This is a genomic window from Pseudarthrobacter sp. GA104, assembly GCF_009741265.1.
GTDB lineage: Bacteria > Actinomycetota > Actinomycetes > Actinomycetales > Micrococcaceae > Arthrobacter.
The window spans coordinates 2,316,163-2,331,295 of sequence record NZ_WOWL01000001.1; the positions used below are offsets into that span (position 1 = coordinate 2,316,163).

A 15,133-nucleotide genomic window follows, 5' to 3' on the forward strand; every position below is an offset into this window, starting at 1 on the left:
AACCATCCATTCAACGGAAGCGCGGGTGTGCGGTGGCCAATTCTGCCTCGGGTGACTCGGTGGTTGACCGGATCGTCCGGCTGATCTCTGCCTTTCCGGAGGACGTCAGCGCCCTGCAGCTGGCGGAACTCGCTGAACGCGCGGGTTTGCCGCTCACCACCACCCACCGGCTGGTCCGGCAGCTCGCAGGCCACGGCCTGCTGGAGTCCGCTCCTGGAGGCATGGTGCGCCCCGGGCTCCGGCTCTGGGAACTCGTCAACCGCACCGCCCCAACCCTTGCCCTGCGCCAAGCGGCCATGCCGTTCATGGAGGACATCCAGCAGGTCCTTAACCAAAACGTGAACCTGGCGGTGCTGGACGGCTGGGAAGCCCTCTTCGTCGAGCGCCTGTCCCGCCGCGGCTCGGTGGCCAACCGGGCCCGGGTGGCCGGCCGGATGCCCGTGCATACCTCGTCCGCGGGCCTGGCGCTGATGGCGCACCAGGACAAACTGCTCCAAAGCCGGTACCTCGAGCAGTTTGAGGACCCCGACGGGAAGATCGGCACGGACGCTGTCCGGGTGCTGCTCAGCGAAACGTTCCACCAGGGCTATGCGCAGCTGAAGGGCGTTGTGGATCCGGACACCTGGGGCATCGCCGTCCCCGTGCTGGACCTGCGCCAGCGCGCGGTGGCCTCGCTCGGCGTCGTGGTTCCCTTGCAGGAGATGCGCCTGCAGGCCCTGGTGCCCGCCCTGCAGACAGCCGCACGGGGCATTGCGCGGAGGCTCGCGGAACCGTAACCGGAAAGATCTGCCTTCCGTTCAACGGAATTGGAATATCACGGTGCACCGGCCGGCGCGCACACTGGAGGCAGAAGCACCCATCGGCCGGCAGCCGGCCCCGCAACGAAGCGAGAATGCCATGGCACGAACAATCATCACCACCCAGGTGGCCATCATGGGCGCAGGCCCGGCCGGCCTGATGCTGTCCCACCTGCTGGCCAAGGCCGGGATCGACTCCACCGTCATTGAAGTCCGCAGCCACAAGGAGATCTCCGAGACCGTCCGCGCCGGCATCCTGGAGCACGGCACCGTCAACCTGCTGGTGGAAAGCGGCGTCTCGGACCGCGTGCTGCGCGACGGCGACCGGCACGACGGCATTGAACTGCGCTTCAACGGCGAAAGCCACCGGGTGGACTTCAAGGATCTGGTGGGGGAATCCGTATGGCTGTACCCGCAGACTGACGTCTTCCTGGACCTCGCCGCCCGCAGGAAAGCCGACGGCGGCGACGTCCGCTACAGCGTCACGGACACCACGGTGCATGACCTTGAGGGCAAGCCGAAAGTCTGGTTCACGGACTCCGATGGCGTGGAGTACGAAGTCCGGGCCGACTTCCTGGTGGGGGCGGACGGGTCCCGCAGCCACTGCCGGTTCCAGATCCCGGAGGCGCACCGCAAGTGGTACTTCCATGAGTACCCCTTCGCCTGGTTCGGCATCCTGGCCGAAGCCCCCCGCAGTGCCGACGAGCTCATCTATGCCAACTCCGCCAACGGCTTCGCCCTGATCAGCCAGCGCACCGAGACAGTCCAGCGGATGTACTTCCAGTGCGACCCCAAGGAGAACGTGGCCGAGTGGGATGACGAACGGATTTGGGCCGAGTTCCGCAGCCGGGTCAACGGCAACGGCTTCGTGCTCAAGGAAGGCCCCGTCATCGACAAGATGGTCCTGCCCTTCAGGAGCTTCGTCCACACGCCCATGCGCTACGGGAACCTGTTCCTCGCGGGAGATGCCGCCCACACGGTCCCGCCCACCGGCGCCAAGGGCCTGAACCTGGCCATCCACGACGTCAAGATGCTCTTCGAAGGGCTGGACAGCCACTACAACTCCGGCTCGGAGCACCTGCTGGAGACGTACAGCGACCGTGCCCTGGAGCGGGTGTGGAAGGCCCAGCAGTTCTCCTACTGGATGACCACCATGCTGCACACCCCTGCCGATGCGGATGACTTCTCCCGCGCCCGCCAGCTAGGGGAACTCAATTCAGTGGTGTCGTCCAGGCACGGCATGGCCTACCTCGCCGAGGCCTACACGGGCTGGCCGGGCACGCCTTAGAAGTACGCGCGCGGAGGTACTCGTGTGGAGGTACGACGGCGGGGCTGGCGCCGCCTCAGGCGGCAGGCCGGCGTCGTGCACGGCAGCGAAAGGCGCGCTCAGGGCGCAAGCAGCCGCCGGACTGCTGCGGCGATGGCTGCAGCATCAGGCTGCCCGTCCCGCCGGACCGTGAGCAGGTGGAGCATCACGCCGTCGCCGTAGTCGGCCACGTCCCGGGCCCGGGCGGCCGCATCGGTTACCCCAAGCGCCGCGAGGGTATTTTCCATGCCGCCCACCAGCCGGAAGTGCCCTGCCTTAACCGCGTCCGGCTGGTCCAGGGACAGGGCAAGGCGGGCGCGGGTGAGGGCCGCATGCTTCCCGGTGAGGGACAGCACCAGCCCGGCCAGCTGGTCTGCCAGTTCCGCAACGGTTCCCGGCGGGCCCGACGGGGCGAGGTCCTGGAGCAGCTGGCCGTCGAGCTGCTCCATGCGGCCCAGCGCGGCCTCCACGAGCGCCGCGCGGGTCCGGTAGTAGTTGGACGTTGTGCCTTCCGCGAGCTGCGCCGCCGCGTCAACGGCCCGGTGCGTGAGGCCCTTCATGCCTTTGTCCGCCACCACCCGGAGGGCGGCGTCCATCAGTTCCGTGCGGCGGTCAGGCATGCGCCCAGTCTAATTGACCGTTTCGCAAATACTACAAAAGTAGTAAAGTCGCCAGCATGGAGACAATTGCGATTGTTGGCGGCGGCATTGCCGGCCTGGCGCTGGCCGCGGGCCTGGACCACAGCCGGTTCCAGGTGACGGTGTACGAGAAACGGCCCGGGCTGCCGGCCGTGGGCAACACGCTGGGGATGTGGCCCAACGCCCAACGTGCCCTTGCGCGTCTGGGAATCCTTGAAGAGGCGCGGGCGGTCAGCCCGGTGCTCGGCAGCGGATCGGTCCGTGACGCCCAGGGAGAGCCCTGGATCACCGTCAACGCGGGGGAGATGTTCGGCATTTCCCGGGCTGACCTGCTGCGGTTGCTGGACGGTGCCGTCCCGGGAACCGTCCGCCGGATCACCAGCACCGTCAGGTCACTTCCCGACGACGGCAGCCTGGTGGTCGGGGCCGACGGCGTGCACAGCGCAGTCCGGCGGGAGGTCTGGGGCGCCGGAAAGGAGGCCCGCCTCACCCCGTACCTTGCCCTCCGCGGGACCCTGCCTGCTCCGGTCAGCCACGACGAGGTGGGCGAATACTGGGGCCGCGGCGACCTGTTCGGCATGGCTGCCGCCCGGGGAGGGTCCTTCTGGTGGGCCAGCTACCGGTCCGCGATGGGCCCGTACGGAATTGACGCAGCATCAGCCCTGGAATACGCCCGGGAGCGCTATTCCAGCCACGCGCCCGCCATCCGCCGCACGCTGGCCGCAGCCACGCCCGAAGCATGCCTGGTCCAGCGGCTCTGGACAGTTCCGCATCTTGGCTCCTACGTCCGTGGACGTGCCGTGCTCATCGGCGATGCCGCACACGCCATGATGCCCACCTTGGGGCGTGGCGCCTGCGAGTCGTTGGTGGATGCCGTAACACTGGCTGGCCTCCTCAACACGCTGCCAGAAGGCCAGGCACTGCATGCCTACAACCGCCAGCGGTGGCTTCGCACGCGGGCTCTGAGCCTGGCATCCGCCGCGCTGGGACGCGTCGCCTTTGCGGACGGTGCCCAGCCGCTGCGTGACGGCCTCCTCAGGCTTGCCCGACGGCGGAACGGACGCACCGCCGTCGTCAGCGGTTCTGCCGGGTGATCACCGGACGGTAGCGGCCGGCTGCGGCGCGTCCGCCCCGGACCCGGCGGCCCCGGGGACCCCGGGGCCAGGGGCGGCAGATGCGGGCGGAAGGGCCGGCAGCCGCTTTTTCCGCGACCCGCCCCGGCTGGAGCGGCCGTACACCAGGTACATGGTCACCCCGGTGATGATCATCAGGAGCACGGTATACACAAAGGTGTTGGCGACGCCGTCCACACCCTCCGCGCCATCCGTGTTCGCCTTGATGACCAGGCCCAGCGGCTGGACCAGGGGGTGGGCCAGGAAGATCGCGGTGTCGTAGTCGTCGAGCAGGCTGTTGAAGTTCAACGCCGTAATGGCGGCGGCAGCCGGGAGCACCAGCGGCAGGAGGATCCGCCGGAAGACATACAGGGTCTTTGCGCCCATGATGGCCGCCGCTTCCTCCAGGGAGGAATTCACGGAAGCAAAGGACGCTTTGAGCATGCGCAGCGTGAACGGGATTTTGACCGTCACGAAAGCGATCAGCAGGATCACGGTGGTGCCGGTGAGCACTGCCCCGCCCACCAGGGGATTGGGGTGGTCGTAGCTGATGATGAGGCCAAGGGCCAGCAGTGCGGACGGCAGGATCCAGGGGATGTGGAGCAGGTATTCGAAGACCGACGCCACCCAGTTTTTGTACTTCTGCAGCAGCCTGGCCACAAACAGCAGCCCGCCCACGGCAATCACGGCGGCCAGGGCGCTGTACAGCACGCTGACGATGAACGGCCGCAGCCCCGACGGCTGGGTGAGGACCCGCTGGTAGTTCTCGAGCGTCAGGCTGCCGAGCGAAAGCTGGCCGGTCTGGATGGCAGCGCCGTCGGCGAACGAGTACAGGACAATCAGCACCACCGGCAGCGTGTAGACGGCAAACAGCAGGTGGGCAACAGCATGGACAGCCGCATTGGCCACCGGATGGGTGATGTCCTGCTTCTGCAGGGCCGAGGACACCTTGGACACCGAGAAGTAGGTGCCGCCCTTTTCCAGCCGCGACATCACGGCGAGCATCAGGATCGTGGCCAGCCCAAGGATCACCGCCAGCAGCGCCGCCAGGTCCCTGGAGGTGGGGCTGTTGGTGAAGGTCAGGATCATGGGGGTGATGGTCTGGAAGTCACGCCCGCCCAGCACCTGAGGAGCGCTCAGGGCGCCCAGCCCGGTGAGGAAGGACAGGATGGTGACGGCGAACAGGGTGGGCTTGAGCATGGGCAGCACGATCCGCCGCAGGATGGTCCAGGTTGATGCCCCCAGGTTCCGGGCCGCTTCAATGGTCTGGTAGTCAATGCCCTTCAGCGCGTTGGCCACGAACAGCATGTGGTTGGTGGTGGTGGCGAACGTCATCACCACCAGGACCGCGAAGAAGCCCGAGAACCAGCCGGGGTCCATGCCGGGGAACACCTTCACCAGCAGGGAGGTGACGATTCCCTTGTCCCCGTAAATGAACTTGTACCCGGCGGCCAGGACAATGCCGCCGTAGATGAAGGTGGATGCATAGCCGAGGAACAGGATCCTGGAGCCGCGGATCCGGAAGTAGTGGGTCACCAGGACAATGAACACGCCTACCAGGTTCACCGTGATGGACAGGGCCACCGCCAGCAGGAAACTGTTGCCGAGCGCCTTCATGGCCCGCTGCGACGTGAAGAGCTTTTCGGCCGCCCTCCCGGAGAAGCTGCCGTCCGGGAAGAACGTGGCGATCAGGACGTTGATGTTGGGCCACACCAGGAACGCCGCAATGAACCAGGTCAGGACCACGCCAACCACCAGCACGAAGGGGGAGCGGGCCATGCCGCGGACCGCAGTGCTGCTCATGGCAGGACTGCTGCCGGGTCCTGCTGCCGAAGGGCAGCCCCCGTCACCGGGTGGTACTGCAGGACGTGCCCGGGCTGGAGGTAGACCGTGGTTTCCGTGCCCCGTTCCGGGTGGGCGCCGCCGTCCTCCTTCACGAGCAACCGGATGTCCGCTCCGTGGCTGCGAACCACATAGCGGCTGTGCAGGCCGTGGTAGGTGCGGGACACCACCATGCCGGAAAGTCCGACGGCGCCGCCTCCTTCAGCCCCGCGGGCCAGGGACGCCTTTTCCACCCGAAGGTAGGACTTGGCGTCCGTGCTGAGCCCTGCCCCCGCAAGCCGGTTCAGTTCCGCCACGAACTCCGGGGTCAGTGCGGAGCTGTCGCCGATGAAGTTGCAGACAAACTCGGACGCAGAGTGGTCGTAGATCTCCTGCGGCGTCCCCACCTGTTCCACCACGCCCTTGTTGAACACGGCCACGCGGTCGCTCATGGCCAGGGCCTCGTCCTGGTCGTGGGTGACGTACACAGTGGTGATGCCGAACTCGCTCTGCAGGTCCTTGAGCTGCTGCCGGAGCTGGTGGCGCAGTTTGGCATCCAGGTTGGACAGCGGTTCGTCCAGCAGGAGGATTTTGGGCCGCAGCACGAGCGCCCGTGCCACGGCAACCCTCTGCTGCTGGCCGCCGGACAGTTCCGCCACATTCTTGGACAACTGTTCATCGCTGAGCTCCACCCGCCGCGCGATGTCCCGGACCAGGCGGTCACTGTCCGCCGGTTTCTCCTTCCGGACCCGGAGGCCGAAGGCGATGTTTTCCCACACGCTCATGCTGGGGAAGAGGGCGTAGTTTTGGAACACCATCCCCACCTGCCTCTTGTCGCTGGGAAGCCGGGTAACGTCCTTGCCGTCAACGTGCACCGTGCCGGTGGAAGGCTGGATGAAGCCCGCCAACGTCCGCAGGGCCGTCGTTTTCCCGCAGCCGGACGGCCCCAGGAGGGTGAAAAACTCCCCCGGACGCACGTGCAGGTCAAGGTTGGGGATGGCGGTGAAATCACCAAAGGAAACTTCGATGTTGTCCAAGCGGATCATGGCAAACCTGTCTGATGAAGCGAAGTTCGGGTTGACGGGGCCGGCAGCGGACCGGTTACGTCATGTACTCGAGCTCGATCTTCTCCACCCAGGCGCCCATGTTCTCCTGCACGAACTCCCAGTCGATGTCCTGCTGCTTGAGGTCAGCGAAGAAGTCCACCACCTCGGGGTTGGCCTGGGCTTCGGCTTCCTTGTTGACCGGCATGGAATTGAACTGCTTTGCGAACTCGCCCTGGACCTCGGAGCTGCCGAACCAGTCGATGAATTTCCTGGCCTGCTCCTCCTTCTTGGTGCCCTTCACCAGGGCGATCTGTTCCACGGCGAGCGGGACACCCACGGAGGGGACCACTGTCTCGATATTCACCTTGAAGGATTTCTCGCGCTCGGCGATGATCGAGGACGGCATCTGGCCCATGTCCACTTCGCCGGACGCGATACGGGCAAAGAGGTCGGTCTTTGCTACCGCCGGGCTGCCGTTCTGGAAGTACTGCTCCACCTGCTTCCAGCCCTCGTCGGAGATGCCAAGGTCGCCCGAATCGTCACGGTAGCGGCTGAGGATTCCCGCGAAAACGAGCTGGGCGGTGGCGGTGCCCAGGCCTGTCACGCGCTCGTAGCGGTCCTTGAACTCGTCCTTGGTCCACAGGTCGGTCCAGTCCTGCGGGGCCTTGTCCTTCGAGATCTTGTCCGAGTTGTAGCCAAGGAGGATTGCCTGCTTTACCAAGGGCCAGTAGGCCTCGCCGTCACCCAGTCCCTTGTCCACTTCGCCGGCCCAGGCCGGCTCGTAGGGCTCCAGGGCGTCTGCGGCCTTGATCTGCGAGAAGTACATGTTGTTCAGCCCGAACGCGACGTCGGCAATCGGGTTGTTTTTCTCGGCAATCAGTTTGTTGGTGGCATCTGCGCCGCCGGCACCGACGATCTCGATTTTGAAGCCCGCTTCAGCGGCCTTGGCGGTCAGCCAGTCCCCGCGGCCCTCGCCGTTGGAGTTGGTGTAGACAACCAGGGTCTCCCCCGAGCCGCCTTCCGGAGCTGGGGAGGACTCCCCTGACGCCGCGGGGGTAGCGGCCCCACCGCCGCATCCGGCAAGAAGCGTGACGGCGACGGCGGCGGCAACCAGGGTCTTCAATTTACGCACGATCTGGACTCATTTCTGGACTGGAATCGGAGCATGTCCGGCAAGCCTAACGCCGGGCATGCGGAATTCACGGCTGTTATGGCTATCGATTCGATAAACAGCCCGGCTGTCCACTCTGGTCCAGGCAGGAGAACGGTCGGAGGCGCGTGGGTGAACGGGCGGCAAAAGCTGCGCAGGGCTCCGCGGCGGGCGGCTGCAACGGCGGCCCGGCGGCGGAACGGACGCGCCGCCGTCGTCAGTCCTGGCTCAACGTCTCCGTGAGGTGGTGCGTGGGGATCCTGTCCCGGTCGTAGGTGATCTCGGTATAGCCGTGCGGCTCCGGCTTGCCGGATGGGTTGAGGTTCACGAAGACGATTTCCTCGATGGTGAGGATGCTTTGGCGGGTGATCATGTTGCGGACCTCGGCGCGCATGGTCAGCGAAGTCCTGCCGAAGCGCGTGGCGGTCAGCCCCATCTCGATGAGGTCGCCCTGCACCGCCGAGCTGACGAAGTTGATTTCCGAAATGTACTTGGTGACGGCACGGCCGTTGCCGAGCTGGAGGATGGCATAGATGGCAGCTTCCTCATCGATCCACTTCAGCAGGCTGCCGCCGAACAGCGTCCCGTTCGCGTTGAGGTCCTCGGGCCGGACCCACTTGCGGGTGCGGAAAGTGATGTCTGCTGTTTCCATAGGGCGAGGTTAGCTGAGAGCGGCGCCGGCGCACCCATGTGACGCCTCCGCGCCCCTGGCGGGGGCGGACTGCCGGGCGCCGGCGGGCCTAGGCCATGGCGGTATGGGCCGCGCTGCGTGCGTTGATGCTCTTCGCGTAGCAGTAGGAGTGCGCAACACCTATGTAGGGTCCAAAGTTGGGAACGGCTTCAAAACCCGAGTTTTCGTAGAAGTTCCGCCCGTCCGGCTGAGCCGATCCTGCTTCCGCCTTGATCCGCGTGATTCCCTGCTTGAAGGCTTCCGCCTCAAGGGCTGCGAGGATGGAACTGGCCACGCCGGAACCCCGGGTGTACGGAACGACGTACAGCCGTTTGATCTCCGCCGTCTCCGCATCGAGCATGCGCAGGCCGCCGCAGCCCACGGGCTGCCCCGAGCCCTTGTCATGGGCAACAAGGAAGACTGCGCAGTCGGCGCCCGACGGCGGCGGCCCGGGTTCGTGGTCCGGGGTGCCAAAGCGGGCGTCCAGTTCGGCCTGCTGGGCGTGGCGCAGAGCGGCGCCCACGGGGTTGGACCAGGGGACCTGCCTGATGTTAAGGCGCGGATTGGTCTGCATTGTGCCTCGATTCGCCGAAGGGTTATGCAAACCCAGAGTAGGAGGCTGCCGTTACGCCGGTGTTTCTTTCCGGTTAGCTCCGGGATAACGTGCCGTTCATGCCGTGGCCAACTCACTTGGCTGTCTAGTTATCAGCTGGTCTAGTATGATTCCATGCGTTCTATGGGTAATGAAGGCTCCGGGTATTGGTACGGGCCGGACGGTCAACTGGACTACGGCGCGGCGGTGCTGAAGTCGTTGCGGGACTACCGGACCGCTGAAACGGCGGTGCGCCGGTCCACCCGCGACTCCATGGGAATGGGTGAAACGGACATTCTTGCCCTGCGCTACCTGCTGCGCGTCCAGGCATCCGGCAAAACGGTGGTACCCAAGGACATCAGCCAGTTCCTGGGCATCACCAGCGCCTCCACTACCTCCCTCATTGACAGGCTTGTGGCGAGCGGGCACGTGCGCCGCGAGGCGCATCCCACGGACAGGCGCTCCGTGGTTGTGGTTCCCACCGTCGAATCGGACAAGGAAGTCCGCGTAACGCTCGGCGCCATGCACCGGCAGATGATGTCGGTGGCCGAAGGGCTGACCGCAGAGGAGGCCCGGGTGGTAGTCAAGTTCCTGGAGCGGATGACCGAGGCACTGCAGCAGGCGCAACACGACGAGAAGTAACTAGCCTAGCTAGCTAGATTGGCTAGCAATATGTATGCTTACGATTATTCCCGTAATCCTTACAGCCGGAGTCGTGAGCGTCTTGGTTACCTTTACTGAGCTTTTGCCCTTGGAATCCCTTGCGTGCAGCGCGCCCTTCAACGCTTCGCCCCAGCAGGGCGGGGCTGCCATCAGTCCCGCCGTCCACTGCGGCTCCGCCATGGAACTCGTCACCCCCGCCGTGGGGCCTGCCGCCGTCGGCTATACCTTCGAACCGGAGGACGGCGGTCCCGTGCACCTGCCGCCCGTGTGGCGGTGCGGGTGCGGTTTCCAGCTGGACGCCTGGATCCAGTCCCCTTATGGCCGCGTGTCCCAGCGCGGGGCAGTTGTAGCGGTTCCGGATCCTGTGGCGCTCTCCGCATGACCGCGCCCGCGCACCTTCGATCAACCGCGGCCCTCAAAGCCGCCGCACCTACAGTGGCGGGGCGCTACCAGCTCAAGGACCTTCTGGGCCGCGGCGCGCTCGCGCAGGTCTTCCGCGCGGCGGACCTGGAAGGCGGGGCCGATGTGGCAGTGAAGGTGGCCGTGGACGTTTCGGCCAAACACTTTGAGCGGATCAGCAACGAAGCCGCCGTCCTGTCGGGCCTGCAGCACCCATCGATCGTCAAATTCATCGGCCAGGGCGTCGTATCCGGGAACTCTGCACTCGCCGGCCGCCCTTTCCTTGTGGAGGAACTTGCATTGGGCCCCAGCCTCGCGGAGGCTGGCCGCACCAGCCAGTACCACCCCGACGTCGTTGCCGGCTGGGCCCGGGGACTCTTCGAGGCCCTGGCCCACCTCCACGGGCAGGGGATGGTGCACCGCGACATCAAGCCCGCCAACCTGATGCTGAGCGGCCTGCGGCGTAGCCCTGTCCGCATCATCGATTTCGGCATCGTGGCGCCCGCCGGCTCGGCCCCGGAACCCGGCATGTCATCCGGAACCGTGCACTACATGAGCCCTGAGCAGGCATCGGGAGGACCGGCGCGCGCCTCCTGGGATGTCTACGCCACGGGGCTGGTCCTGCTGGAGCTGCTTACCGGAGCCAAGGCGTTCCCCGGCACTGCCATCGAGTCCCTCGTGGCCAGGACCCTTCGCAGTCCGCAAGTGCCGGACTCCCTGGGTTCCGGCTGGCGTTCCTTCCTCCGGTCCCTGACGGCCATGGACAGCGCAGAACGTCCGACGGCGGGGGAGGCAGCGGGCATGGCCCCGCGGCTCGTCCCCGTACCCGCCGGCGAAATGGTCAGCCCCTGCCGCGGGAGGGCGGTTTTCCCTGCCCGGCGGATCCGCCAGCTCGCCTAGGCCAGGTCCCGGCCGGTGGGGTCCTCCGCGGTTGGGTCGGCGAGGGCAAGTCCGCCCACGGGGCTTCCGTCCCAGTGGATGAGCTTCCACCCGCGGTCCGGATCCCCTTCCAGCGCCACGATTCCGGTATTTGCCAGCACATGGCGTGCGGCGAATTCGTGGTCCGCGTCCTCCGCCCGGCGTCCAGCCCAGGTGCGGATCGCCGCACCGTGGCTGACCACCGCAGCGGCCTCATGCTGCTGGTCGAGTGCCCGCTCCACGACCCGGCGGATGGCAGCGTCGAAGCGGTCAAAGAACGTGTGCCCGTCCGGACCCGCCGGCATCCGCCGGTCCAGGTCCCCGGCGGCCCAGGAGAAGACGGTCCCCATGTAGCGCTTGTGGGCTTCATGGTCCGTCAGTTTCTCGAGGGAACCGGCTTCGATTTCGTGCAGGCCGTCCAGCACCTCGATATCCAGGCCGTGCAGCCGGCCCAGCGGCGCCGCGGTGATCTGGGCCCTGATCAGCGTGGACGCGTACAGCGCCCCGATGGGCTCGTTCGCCAGCGAGCGGGCCATGGCCTCGGCCTGCCGTTCACCGAGTTCCGTCAGCCCGGGGCCGGGATGCGCCGTATCGAGTTGGCCAAGCACGTTACCGGGAGTCTGTCCGTGGCGGATGAGCAGCAGCTTCATGCTTCCAGTTTCGCACTCCCGGCAAGCCGGGATGACCCGGAAGAAAGGCGCCGGGCCCTTGGGAGCCCGGCGCCGTCGTCGTACTTTTACTTAAGGTGGTCCACCAGCTGGTCCGCGATGCCGGTGTACTTTCCGGGGGTCAGGGCGAGCAGCCGGGCCTCGGCTTCCGGTGACAAGCCAAGGCTTTGCACGAATTCCTGCATGCGGGCCGCGTCCACCCGCTGGCCCCGGGTGAGGTCCTTGAGCCGCTCGTAGGGGTTCTCCATGCCTTCGACGCCGGCGATCGCCTCAGCGCGCATGACCATCTGGATGGCTTCCCCCAGCACTTCCCAGTTGGTGTCCAGGTCGCCGGCCAGGACGTCCTCGGCCACGTCCAGGCGCTCCAGGCCCTTGGCCACGTTGGAGATGGCCAGGAGGGAGTGGCCGAATGCCACACCGATGTTGCGCTGGCTGGAGGAGTCGGTGAGGTCGCGCTGCCAGCGGGACGTCACAAGGGTGGACCCCAGGACGTCCAGCAGGCCCGAGGAGATCTCCAGGTTGGCCTCGGCGTTCTCGAAGCGGATCGGGTTCACCTTGTGCGGCATGGTGGAGGAACCCGTCGCGCCGGCCACCGGGATCTGCGCGAAATAGCCGATGGAGATGTAGCTCCAGATGTCCGTGCAGACGTTGTGGAGGATGCGGTTGAAGCGTGCAACGTCCGCGTACAGCTCTGCCTGCCAGTCGTGGCTCTCGATCTGCGTGGTCAGCGGGTTCCAGGTCAGCCCCAGGGCCTCCACGAAGGACTTGGACACCTGCTGCCAGTCGGCGCCGGGGACCGACGCCACGTGCGCCGCGTACGTGCCGGTGGCGCCGTTGATCTTGCCCAGGTATTCGGTTTTCGCGATCCGGTCCAGCTGGCGCGTGAGGCGGTGCGCGATGACGGCCAGTTCCTTGCCCAGGGTGGTGGGGGTGGCCGGCTGGCCGTGGGTCCGGGACAGCATGGGAACCGCCCGGTTTTCCTGGGCCATCTTGCTGATCTGGGCCACCAGGGCCCGCGCGGCGGGCAGCCACACGTCCTCCACAGCGCCCTTGATGCCCAGGGCGTAGGAGAGGTTGTTGATGTCCTCGGACGTGCAGCCGAAGTGGACCATCGCCGTCAGGTTTTCGATCCCGATGGCGGGCAGTCGCCGGCCGATGTAATACTCCACGGCCTTGACGTCGTGGACGGTGACGGCCTCGATGTCAGCAAGTTCTGCCACGGACGCCGCGTCGAATTCAGTGACGATCGCACGCAGCTGCTCCTGCTGTTCCGGGGTGAGCGGGCCGGCCCCGGGAAGGACGTTGTTGCTGGTCAGGTGGATGAGCCATTCAACTTCCACCGCCACGCGGTCCCGGTTGAGGGCCGCCTCCGAAAGGTAGTCCACCAGGGGTGCGACAGCCGACTGGTACCGGCCGTCCAGCGGGCCGAGCGCAATTCTTTCCGGGGACGCGGCAAGGGCCAGGCGTCCTGAGGGCGTACGGGTGTCAGCTGTGGCGGCAGTTTCAGGCATGTGCTGATTCTTTCATGAAGTCCGGCACCCCCTTAAGCGGCGGCTGTCCACGTTACTTGTCCACATACACCACGAGGGATCTTCAGTCCGGAGCGGCCGCTCCGTAGCGTCGGGAATGGAAAGGCAGCTCCCGGATAGGGCGGGGAGTTTCGGATGCAACGGCAAAGGTGTGGTGGAGGGGCAATGGGCAGAGAACTGGCGGGCCCTGACCTGCAGGCCGACATGCTCCGTGCTGCCCAGGTGGACCAGTTGGCCGATCGCATTGGGGCCTGCCTGGTCCGGGCAGAGGAAGTCCTGGCAGGATTCAGGGATATCCAGTTGCTGCAGTGGGAGTCACCGGCCGGCAGGGCCTACCGGGACTCTGTGTCACTGCAGGCCGTTGCCCTGCGCCGTTCCCTTGAATTGTTGATTGAGGCAAGGGCAGCTGTGGCCAGGCACAGCCAGGAGACCTTGGTGGCTGCCTGCTCCTACAGCGGCAGGCCCTGATGGCCGAGGCCACCCCTTCCGGCAGCGGCGGGCCCATCCGGGTTTCCGGCCCGGCGGACGATGGGCCCCTGGCGATCCGGGGCGGCGTGGGCGGTATCCGCTTCCAACTGGAGGAGCTCGCGGGAGGCGCCGAAAAACTGGACGATCTTGCAGGCAGGTTGGCCGCGATTGAGGTTGAGGTCCGCCGCATCTGGGAGGACCTCACTCCTTTCCAGGATCTGCCCCGGTGGACGGGAACCATGGCCCTGAATGCGGTGGGTGAGGCTGGGCGGAGCGTCCAGGTGGTGCGGACCGAGTTGCAGCACATCAGCAGCAAGGTCCGGGCCTGCAAGCACGAGTACGAAATGGCGGAGCGGCTGGCAGGCGCTGCCCGTGGTCTTGGAGTTCCAAACGTCGAAGGAGAGCTGCAACGCCACACGGACTTCTGGCGGACAGGGTTTCTCAGCCGAAGCGCCACCGAAAACATCATCGGCAATGCCGCCTTTGTCTCCCCCTTCCTCAAGGCGCTGGCGGAGGTCGTGATTCCAGCACTAAAGCCTCGTCCGTTGGCAGTCACCAGGGAGGAAAGTATTCCGATTGTCCTGGATCCTTCTCCGTCCGGCCTGCTGGAACGCGTCCGGGTAATTGATGAACGCGGAGCCGGCTATATCGAGGTCATCGAAGTTGATGGCGGCGGACGTAGAGCCTATGTGGTGGTGATCCCGGGGACCCAGCTGCGTGACGCTGCGGGGGGCGCAAATCCCTTTGACCTGGACGGCATAGTCGAAGGCGTGGGAGACAGCTCGGAAAGTGTCAACAAGGCTGTGCGGGAAGCCCTTGAAGCGGCCGGCGCCAGGAAGGGTGACCCTATAGTGGGCGTCGGTTACAGCCAAGGGGGCATCCACGCGATGAACCTGGCAGCAAGCGACGCCTTCCTGGAGGAATACGACCTCAGGTACGTCCTGACCGCGGGATCGCCCGTAGCCCACATTGCATCAAAGCCGGACGTCAGCAGCCTCCACCTTGAGCACCGGACGGACTGGGTCCCCGGGGCCGACGGTGCACCAAACCCGGACGCCAGAAACCAGGTCACGGTCACCATGACCAATGACTTGTACGTTCAGACGGGAGAGGACGTAGGCATAGGTCCGGGCCATCAGCTAGGCAGCTACCAGGACGGTGCCCGGCTGGTGTCACAAAGCCGCGACCCTTCGCTGGTGGAGTCCACCGCGGCGCTGGGCGCCATACTCGGGACGGGAGGCGCCGCCACGGCCACGCGGTTTTCCCTGTCGAGGACAAAGGCCCCGGCACCTGCTGCGGCGTCGGCGGATTCCCACAAACCGGCACGTGGTTATGCAGGACGTTAGGCCCGGGCAA

Annotated in this window: 16 protein-coding genes; 8 read left to right on the forward strand and 8 right to left on the reverse strand. The window is 66.2% G+C overall.

The window, feature by feature from the left end; all coding sequences use genetic code 11:
* The first annotated feature begins 32 nt into the window (after window positions 1-32).
* Both GK109_RS10555 and GK109_RS10560 read left to right on the forward strand, forming a co-directional pair.
* A complete protein-coding gene (locus GK109_RS10555; protein ID WP_370460532.1) occupies window positions 33-776 on the forward strand; it encodes an IclR family transcriptional regulator in 744 nt (247 codons plus the stop codon).
* Between the two features lie 121 nt (window positions 777-897).
* Entirely contained in the window at window positions 898-2,085 is a 1,188-nt protein-coding gene (locus GK109_RS10560) for a 4-hydroxybenzoate 3-monooxygenase (protein ID WP_157240284.1), read from the forward strand.
* A gap of 98 nt (window positions 2,086-2,183) precedes the next feature.
* Here GK109_RS10560 and GK109_RS10565 read toward each other — a convergent pair whose 3' ends face one another.
* On the reverse strand, window positions 2,184-2,723 hold the full coding sequence (locus GK109_RS10565) for a TetR/AcrR family transcriptional regulator (RefSeq protein WP_157240286.1): 540 nt from the start codon (window positions 2,721-2,723) through the stop codon (window positions 2,184-2,186).
* A 56-nt stretch (window positions 2,724-2,779) separates the two neighbouring features.
* Here GK109_RS10565 and GK109_RS10570 point away from each other — a divergent pair, with 56 nt between their 5' ends.
* Window positions 2,780-3,835: an FAD-dependent monooxygenase gene (locus GK109_RS10570; protein WP_157240288.1), complete on the forward strand. Its 1,056-nt coding sequence runs from the start codon at window positions 2,780-2,782 to the stop codon at window positions 3,833-3,835.
* Here the strand turns inward: GK109_RS10570 and GK109_RS10575 are convergent, their stop codons facing one another.
* The 5 genes from GK109_RS10575 to GK109_RS10595 all read right to left on the reverse strand — a co-directional run bounded on the left by GK109_RS10575 (window position 3,836) and on the right by GK109_RS10595 (window position 9,114).
* Window positions 3,836-5,656 carry an iron ABC transporter permease gene (locus tag GK109_RS10575; protein WP_157240289.1) on the reverse strand — a complete coding sequence of 607 codons (1,821 nt, stop codon included), beginning with the start codon at window positions 5,654-5,656 and terminating at the stop codon, window positions 3,836-3,838. It lies immediately after the preceding gene.
* The gene (locus GK109_RS10580; RefSeq protein WP_157240291.1) at window positions 5,653-6,720 is read right to left on the reverse strand and encodes an ABC transporter ATP-binding protein; all 1,068 of its coding nucleotides are present in this window, start codon (window positions 6,718-6,720) and stop codon (window positions 5,653-5,655) included. Before GK109_RS10580 ends, GK109_RS10575 begins: the two co-directional genes overlap by 4 nt.
* Window positions 6,721-6,775: 55 nt before the next feature.
* Window positions 6,776-7,852 carry an extracellular solute-binding protein gene (locus tag GK109_RS10585; RefSeq protein ID WP_370460533.1) on the reverse strand — a complete coding sequence of 359 codons (1,077 nt, stop codon included), beginning with the start codon at window positions 7,850-7,852 and terminating at the stop codon, window positions 6,776-6,778.
* A gap of 235 nt (window positions 7,853-8,087) precedes the next feature.
* Window positions 8,088-8,522 (reverse strand): acyl-CoA thioesterase, encoded by a 435-nt coding sequence (locus GK109_RS10590; protein ID WP_139030952.1) that lies wholly within the window; start codon window positions 8,520-8,522, stop codon window positions 8,088-8,090.
* An 88-nt stretch (window positions 8,523-8,610) separates the two neighbouring features.
* On the reverse strand, window positions 8,611-9,114 hold the full coding sequence (locus GK109_RS10595; RefSeq protein WP_157240292.1) for a GNAT family N-acetyltransferase: 504 nt from the start codon (window positions 9,112-9,114) through the stop codon (window positions 8,611-8,613).
* Window positions 9,115-9,267: 153 nt separating this feature from the next.
* On the opposite strand from GK109_RS10595, the gene GK109_RS10600 reads away from it, so the two are divergent.
* The 3 genes from GK109_RS10600 (at window position 9,268) to GK109_RS10610 (ending at window position 11,094) form a co-directional block, all read left to right on the forward strand.
* Complete coding sequence (locus GK109_RS10600) at window positions 9,268-9,774, forward strand: MarR family winged helix-turn-helix transcriptional regulator (RefSeq protein WP_157240293.1); 507 nt, start codon at window positions 9,268-9,270, stop codon at window positions 9,772-9,774.
* Between the two features lie 73 nt (window positions 9,775-9,847).
* A complete protein-coding gene (locus GK109_RS10605) occupies window positions 9,848-10,177 on the forward strand; it encodes a hypothetical protein (protein WP_157240294.1) in 330 nt (109 codons plus the stop codon).
* Entirely contained in the window at window positions 10,174-11,094 is a 921-nt protein-coding gene (locus GK109_RS10610; protein WP_157240295.1) for a serine/threonine-protein kinase, read from the forward strand. Before GK109_RS10605 ends, GK109_RS10610 begins: the two co-directional genes overlap by 4 nt.
* Here GK109_RS10610 and GK109_RS10615 read toward each other — a convergent pair.
* Window positions 11,091-11,762, reverse strand: coding sequence for a histidine phosphatase family protein (locus GK109_RS10615; RefSeq protein ID WP_157240296.1), 672 nt, complete (start codon window positions 11,760-11,762; stop codon window positions 11,091-11,093). The two genes, GK109_RS10610 and GK109_RS10615, sit on opposite strands and share 4 nt — an antisense overlap.
* A gap of 86 nt (window positions 11,763-11,848) precedes the next feature.
* The gene (gene purB, locus GK109_RS10620; RefSeq protein WP_157240297.1) at window positions 11,849-13,291 is read right to left on the reverse strand and encodes an adenylosuccinate lyase; all 1,443 of its coding nucleotides are present in this window, start codon (window positions 13,289-13,291) and stop codon (window positions 11,849-11,851) included.
* A 183-nt stretch (window positions 13,292-13,474) separates the two neighbouring features.
* Between purB and GK109_RS10625 the strand changes: the two genes are divergently transcribed.
* Together GK109_RS10625 and GK109_RS10630 are read left to right on the forward strand one after the other, a co-directional pair.
* Entirely contained in the window at window positions 13,475-13,777 is a 303-nt protein-coding gene (locus GK109_RS10625) for a hypothetical protein (RefSeq protein ID WP_157240298.1), read from the forward strand.
* A complete protein-coding gene (locus GK109_RS10630; protein ID WP_157240299.1) occupies window positions 13,777-15,123 on the forward strand; it encodes a hypothetical protein in 1,347 nt (448 codons plus the stop codon). Before GK109_RS10625 ends, GK109_RS10630 begins: the two co-directional genes overlap by 1 nt.
* Window positions 15,124-15,133 lie beyond the last annotated feature (10 nt).

Bases quoted from the DNA above. Each gene is read 5' to 3' on its own strand.
- GK109_RS10575 (WP_157240289.1), bottom strand. From the start codon at position 5,656: ATGAGCAGCACTGCGGTCCGCGGCATGGCCCGCTCCCCCTTCGTGCTG.
- GK109_RS10630 (WP_157240299.1), top strand. From the start codon at position 13,777: ATGGCCGAGGCCACCCCTTCCGGCAGCGGCGGGCCCATCCGGGTTTCC.
- GK109_RS10610 (WP_157240295.1), top strand. From the start codon at position 10,174: ATGACCGCGCCCGCGCACCTTCGATCAACCGCGGCCCTCAAAGCCGCC.
- GK109_RS10625 (WP_157240298.1), top strand. From the start codon at position 13,475: ATGGGCAGAGAACTGGCGGGCCCTGACCTGCAGGCCGACATGCTCCGT.
- GK109_RS10595 (WP_157240292.1), bottom strand. From the start codon at position 9,114: ATGCAGACCAATCCGCGCCTTAACATCAGGCAGGTCCCCTGGTCCAAC.
- GK109_RS10590 (WP_139030952.1), bottom strand. From the start codon at position 8,522: ATGGAAACAGCAGACATCACTTTCCGCACCCGCAAGTGGGTCCGGCCC.
- GK109_RS10565 (WP_157240286.1), bottom strand. From the start codon at position 2,723: ATGCCTGACCGCCGCACGGAACTGATGGACGCCGCCCTCCGGGTGGTG.
- GK109_RS10600 (WP_157240293.1), top strand. From the start codon at position 9,268: ATGCGTTCTATGGGTAATGAAGGCTCCGGGTATTGGTACGGGCCGGAC.
- GK109_RS10570 (WP_157240288.1), top strand. From the start codon at position 2,780: ATGGAGACAATTGCGATTGTTGGCGGCGGCATTGCCGGCCTGGCGCTG.
- GK109_RS10560 (WP_157240284.1), top strand. From the start codon at position 898: ATGGCACGAACAATCATCACCACCCAGGTGGCCATCATGGGCGCAGGC.
- purB (WP_157240297.1), bottom strand. From the start codon at position 13,291: ATGCCTGAAACTGCCGCCACAGCTGACACCCGTACGCCCTCAGGACGC.
- GK109_RS10580 (WP_157240291.1), bottom strand. From the start codon at position 6,720: ATGATCCGCTTGGACAACATCGAAGTTTCCTTTGGTGATTTCACCGCC.
- GK109_RS10615 (WP_157240296.1), bottom strand. From the start codon at position 11,762: ATGAAGCTGCTGCTCATCCGCCACGGACAGACTCCCGGTAACGTGCTT.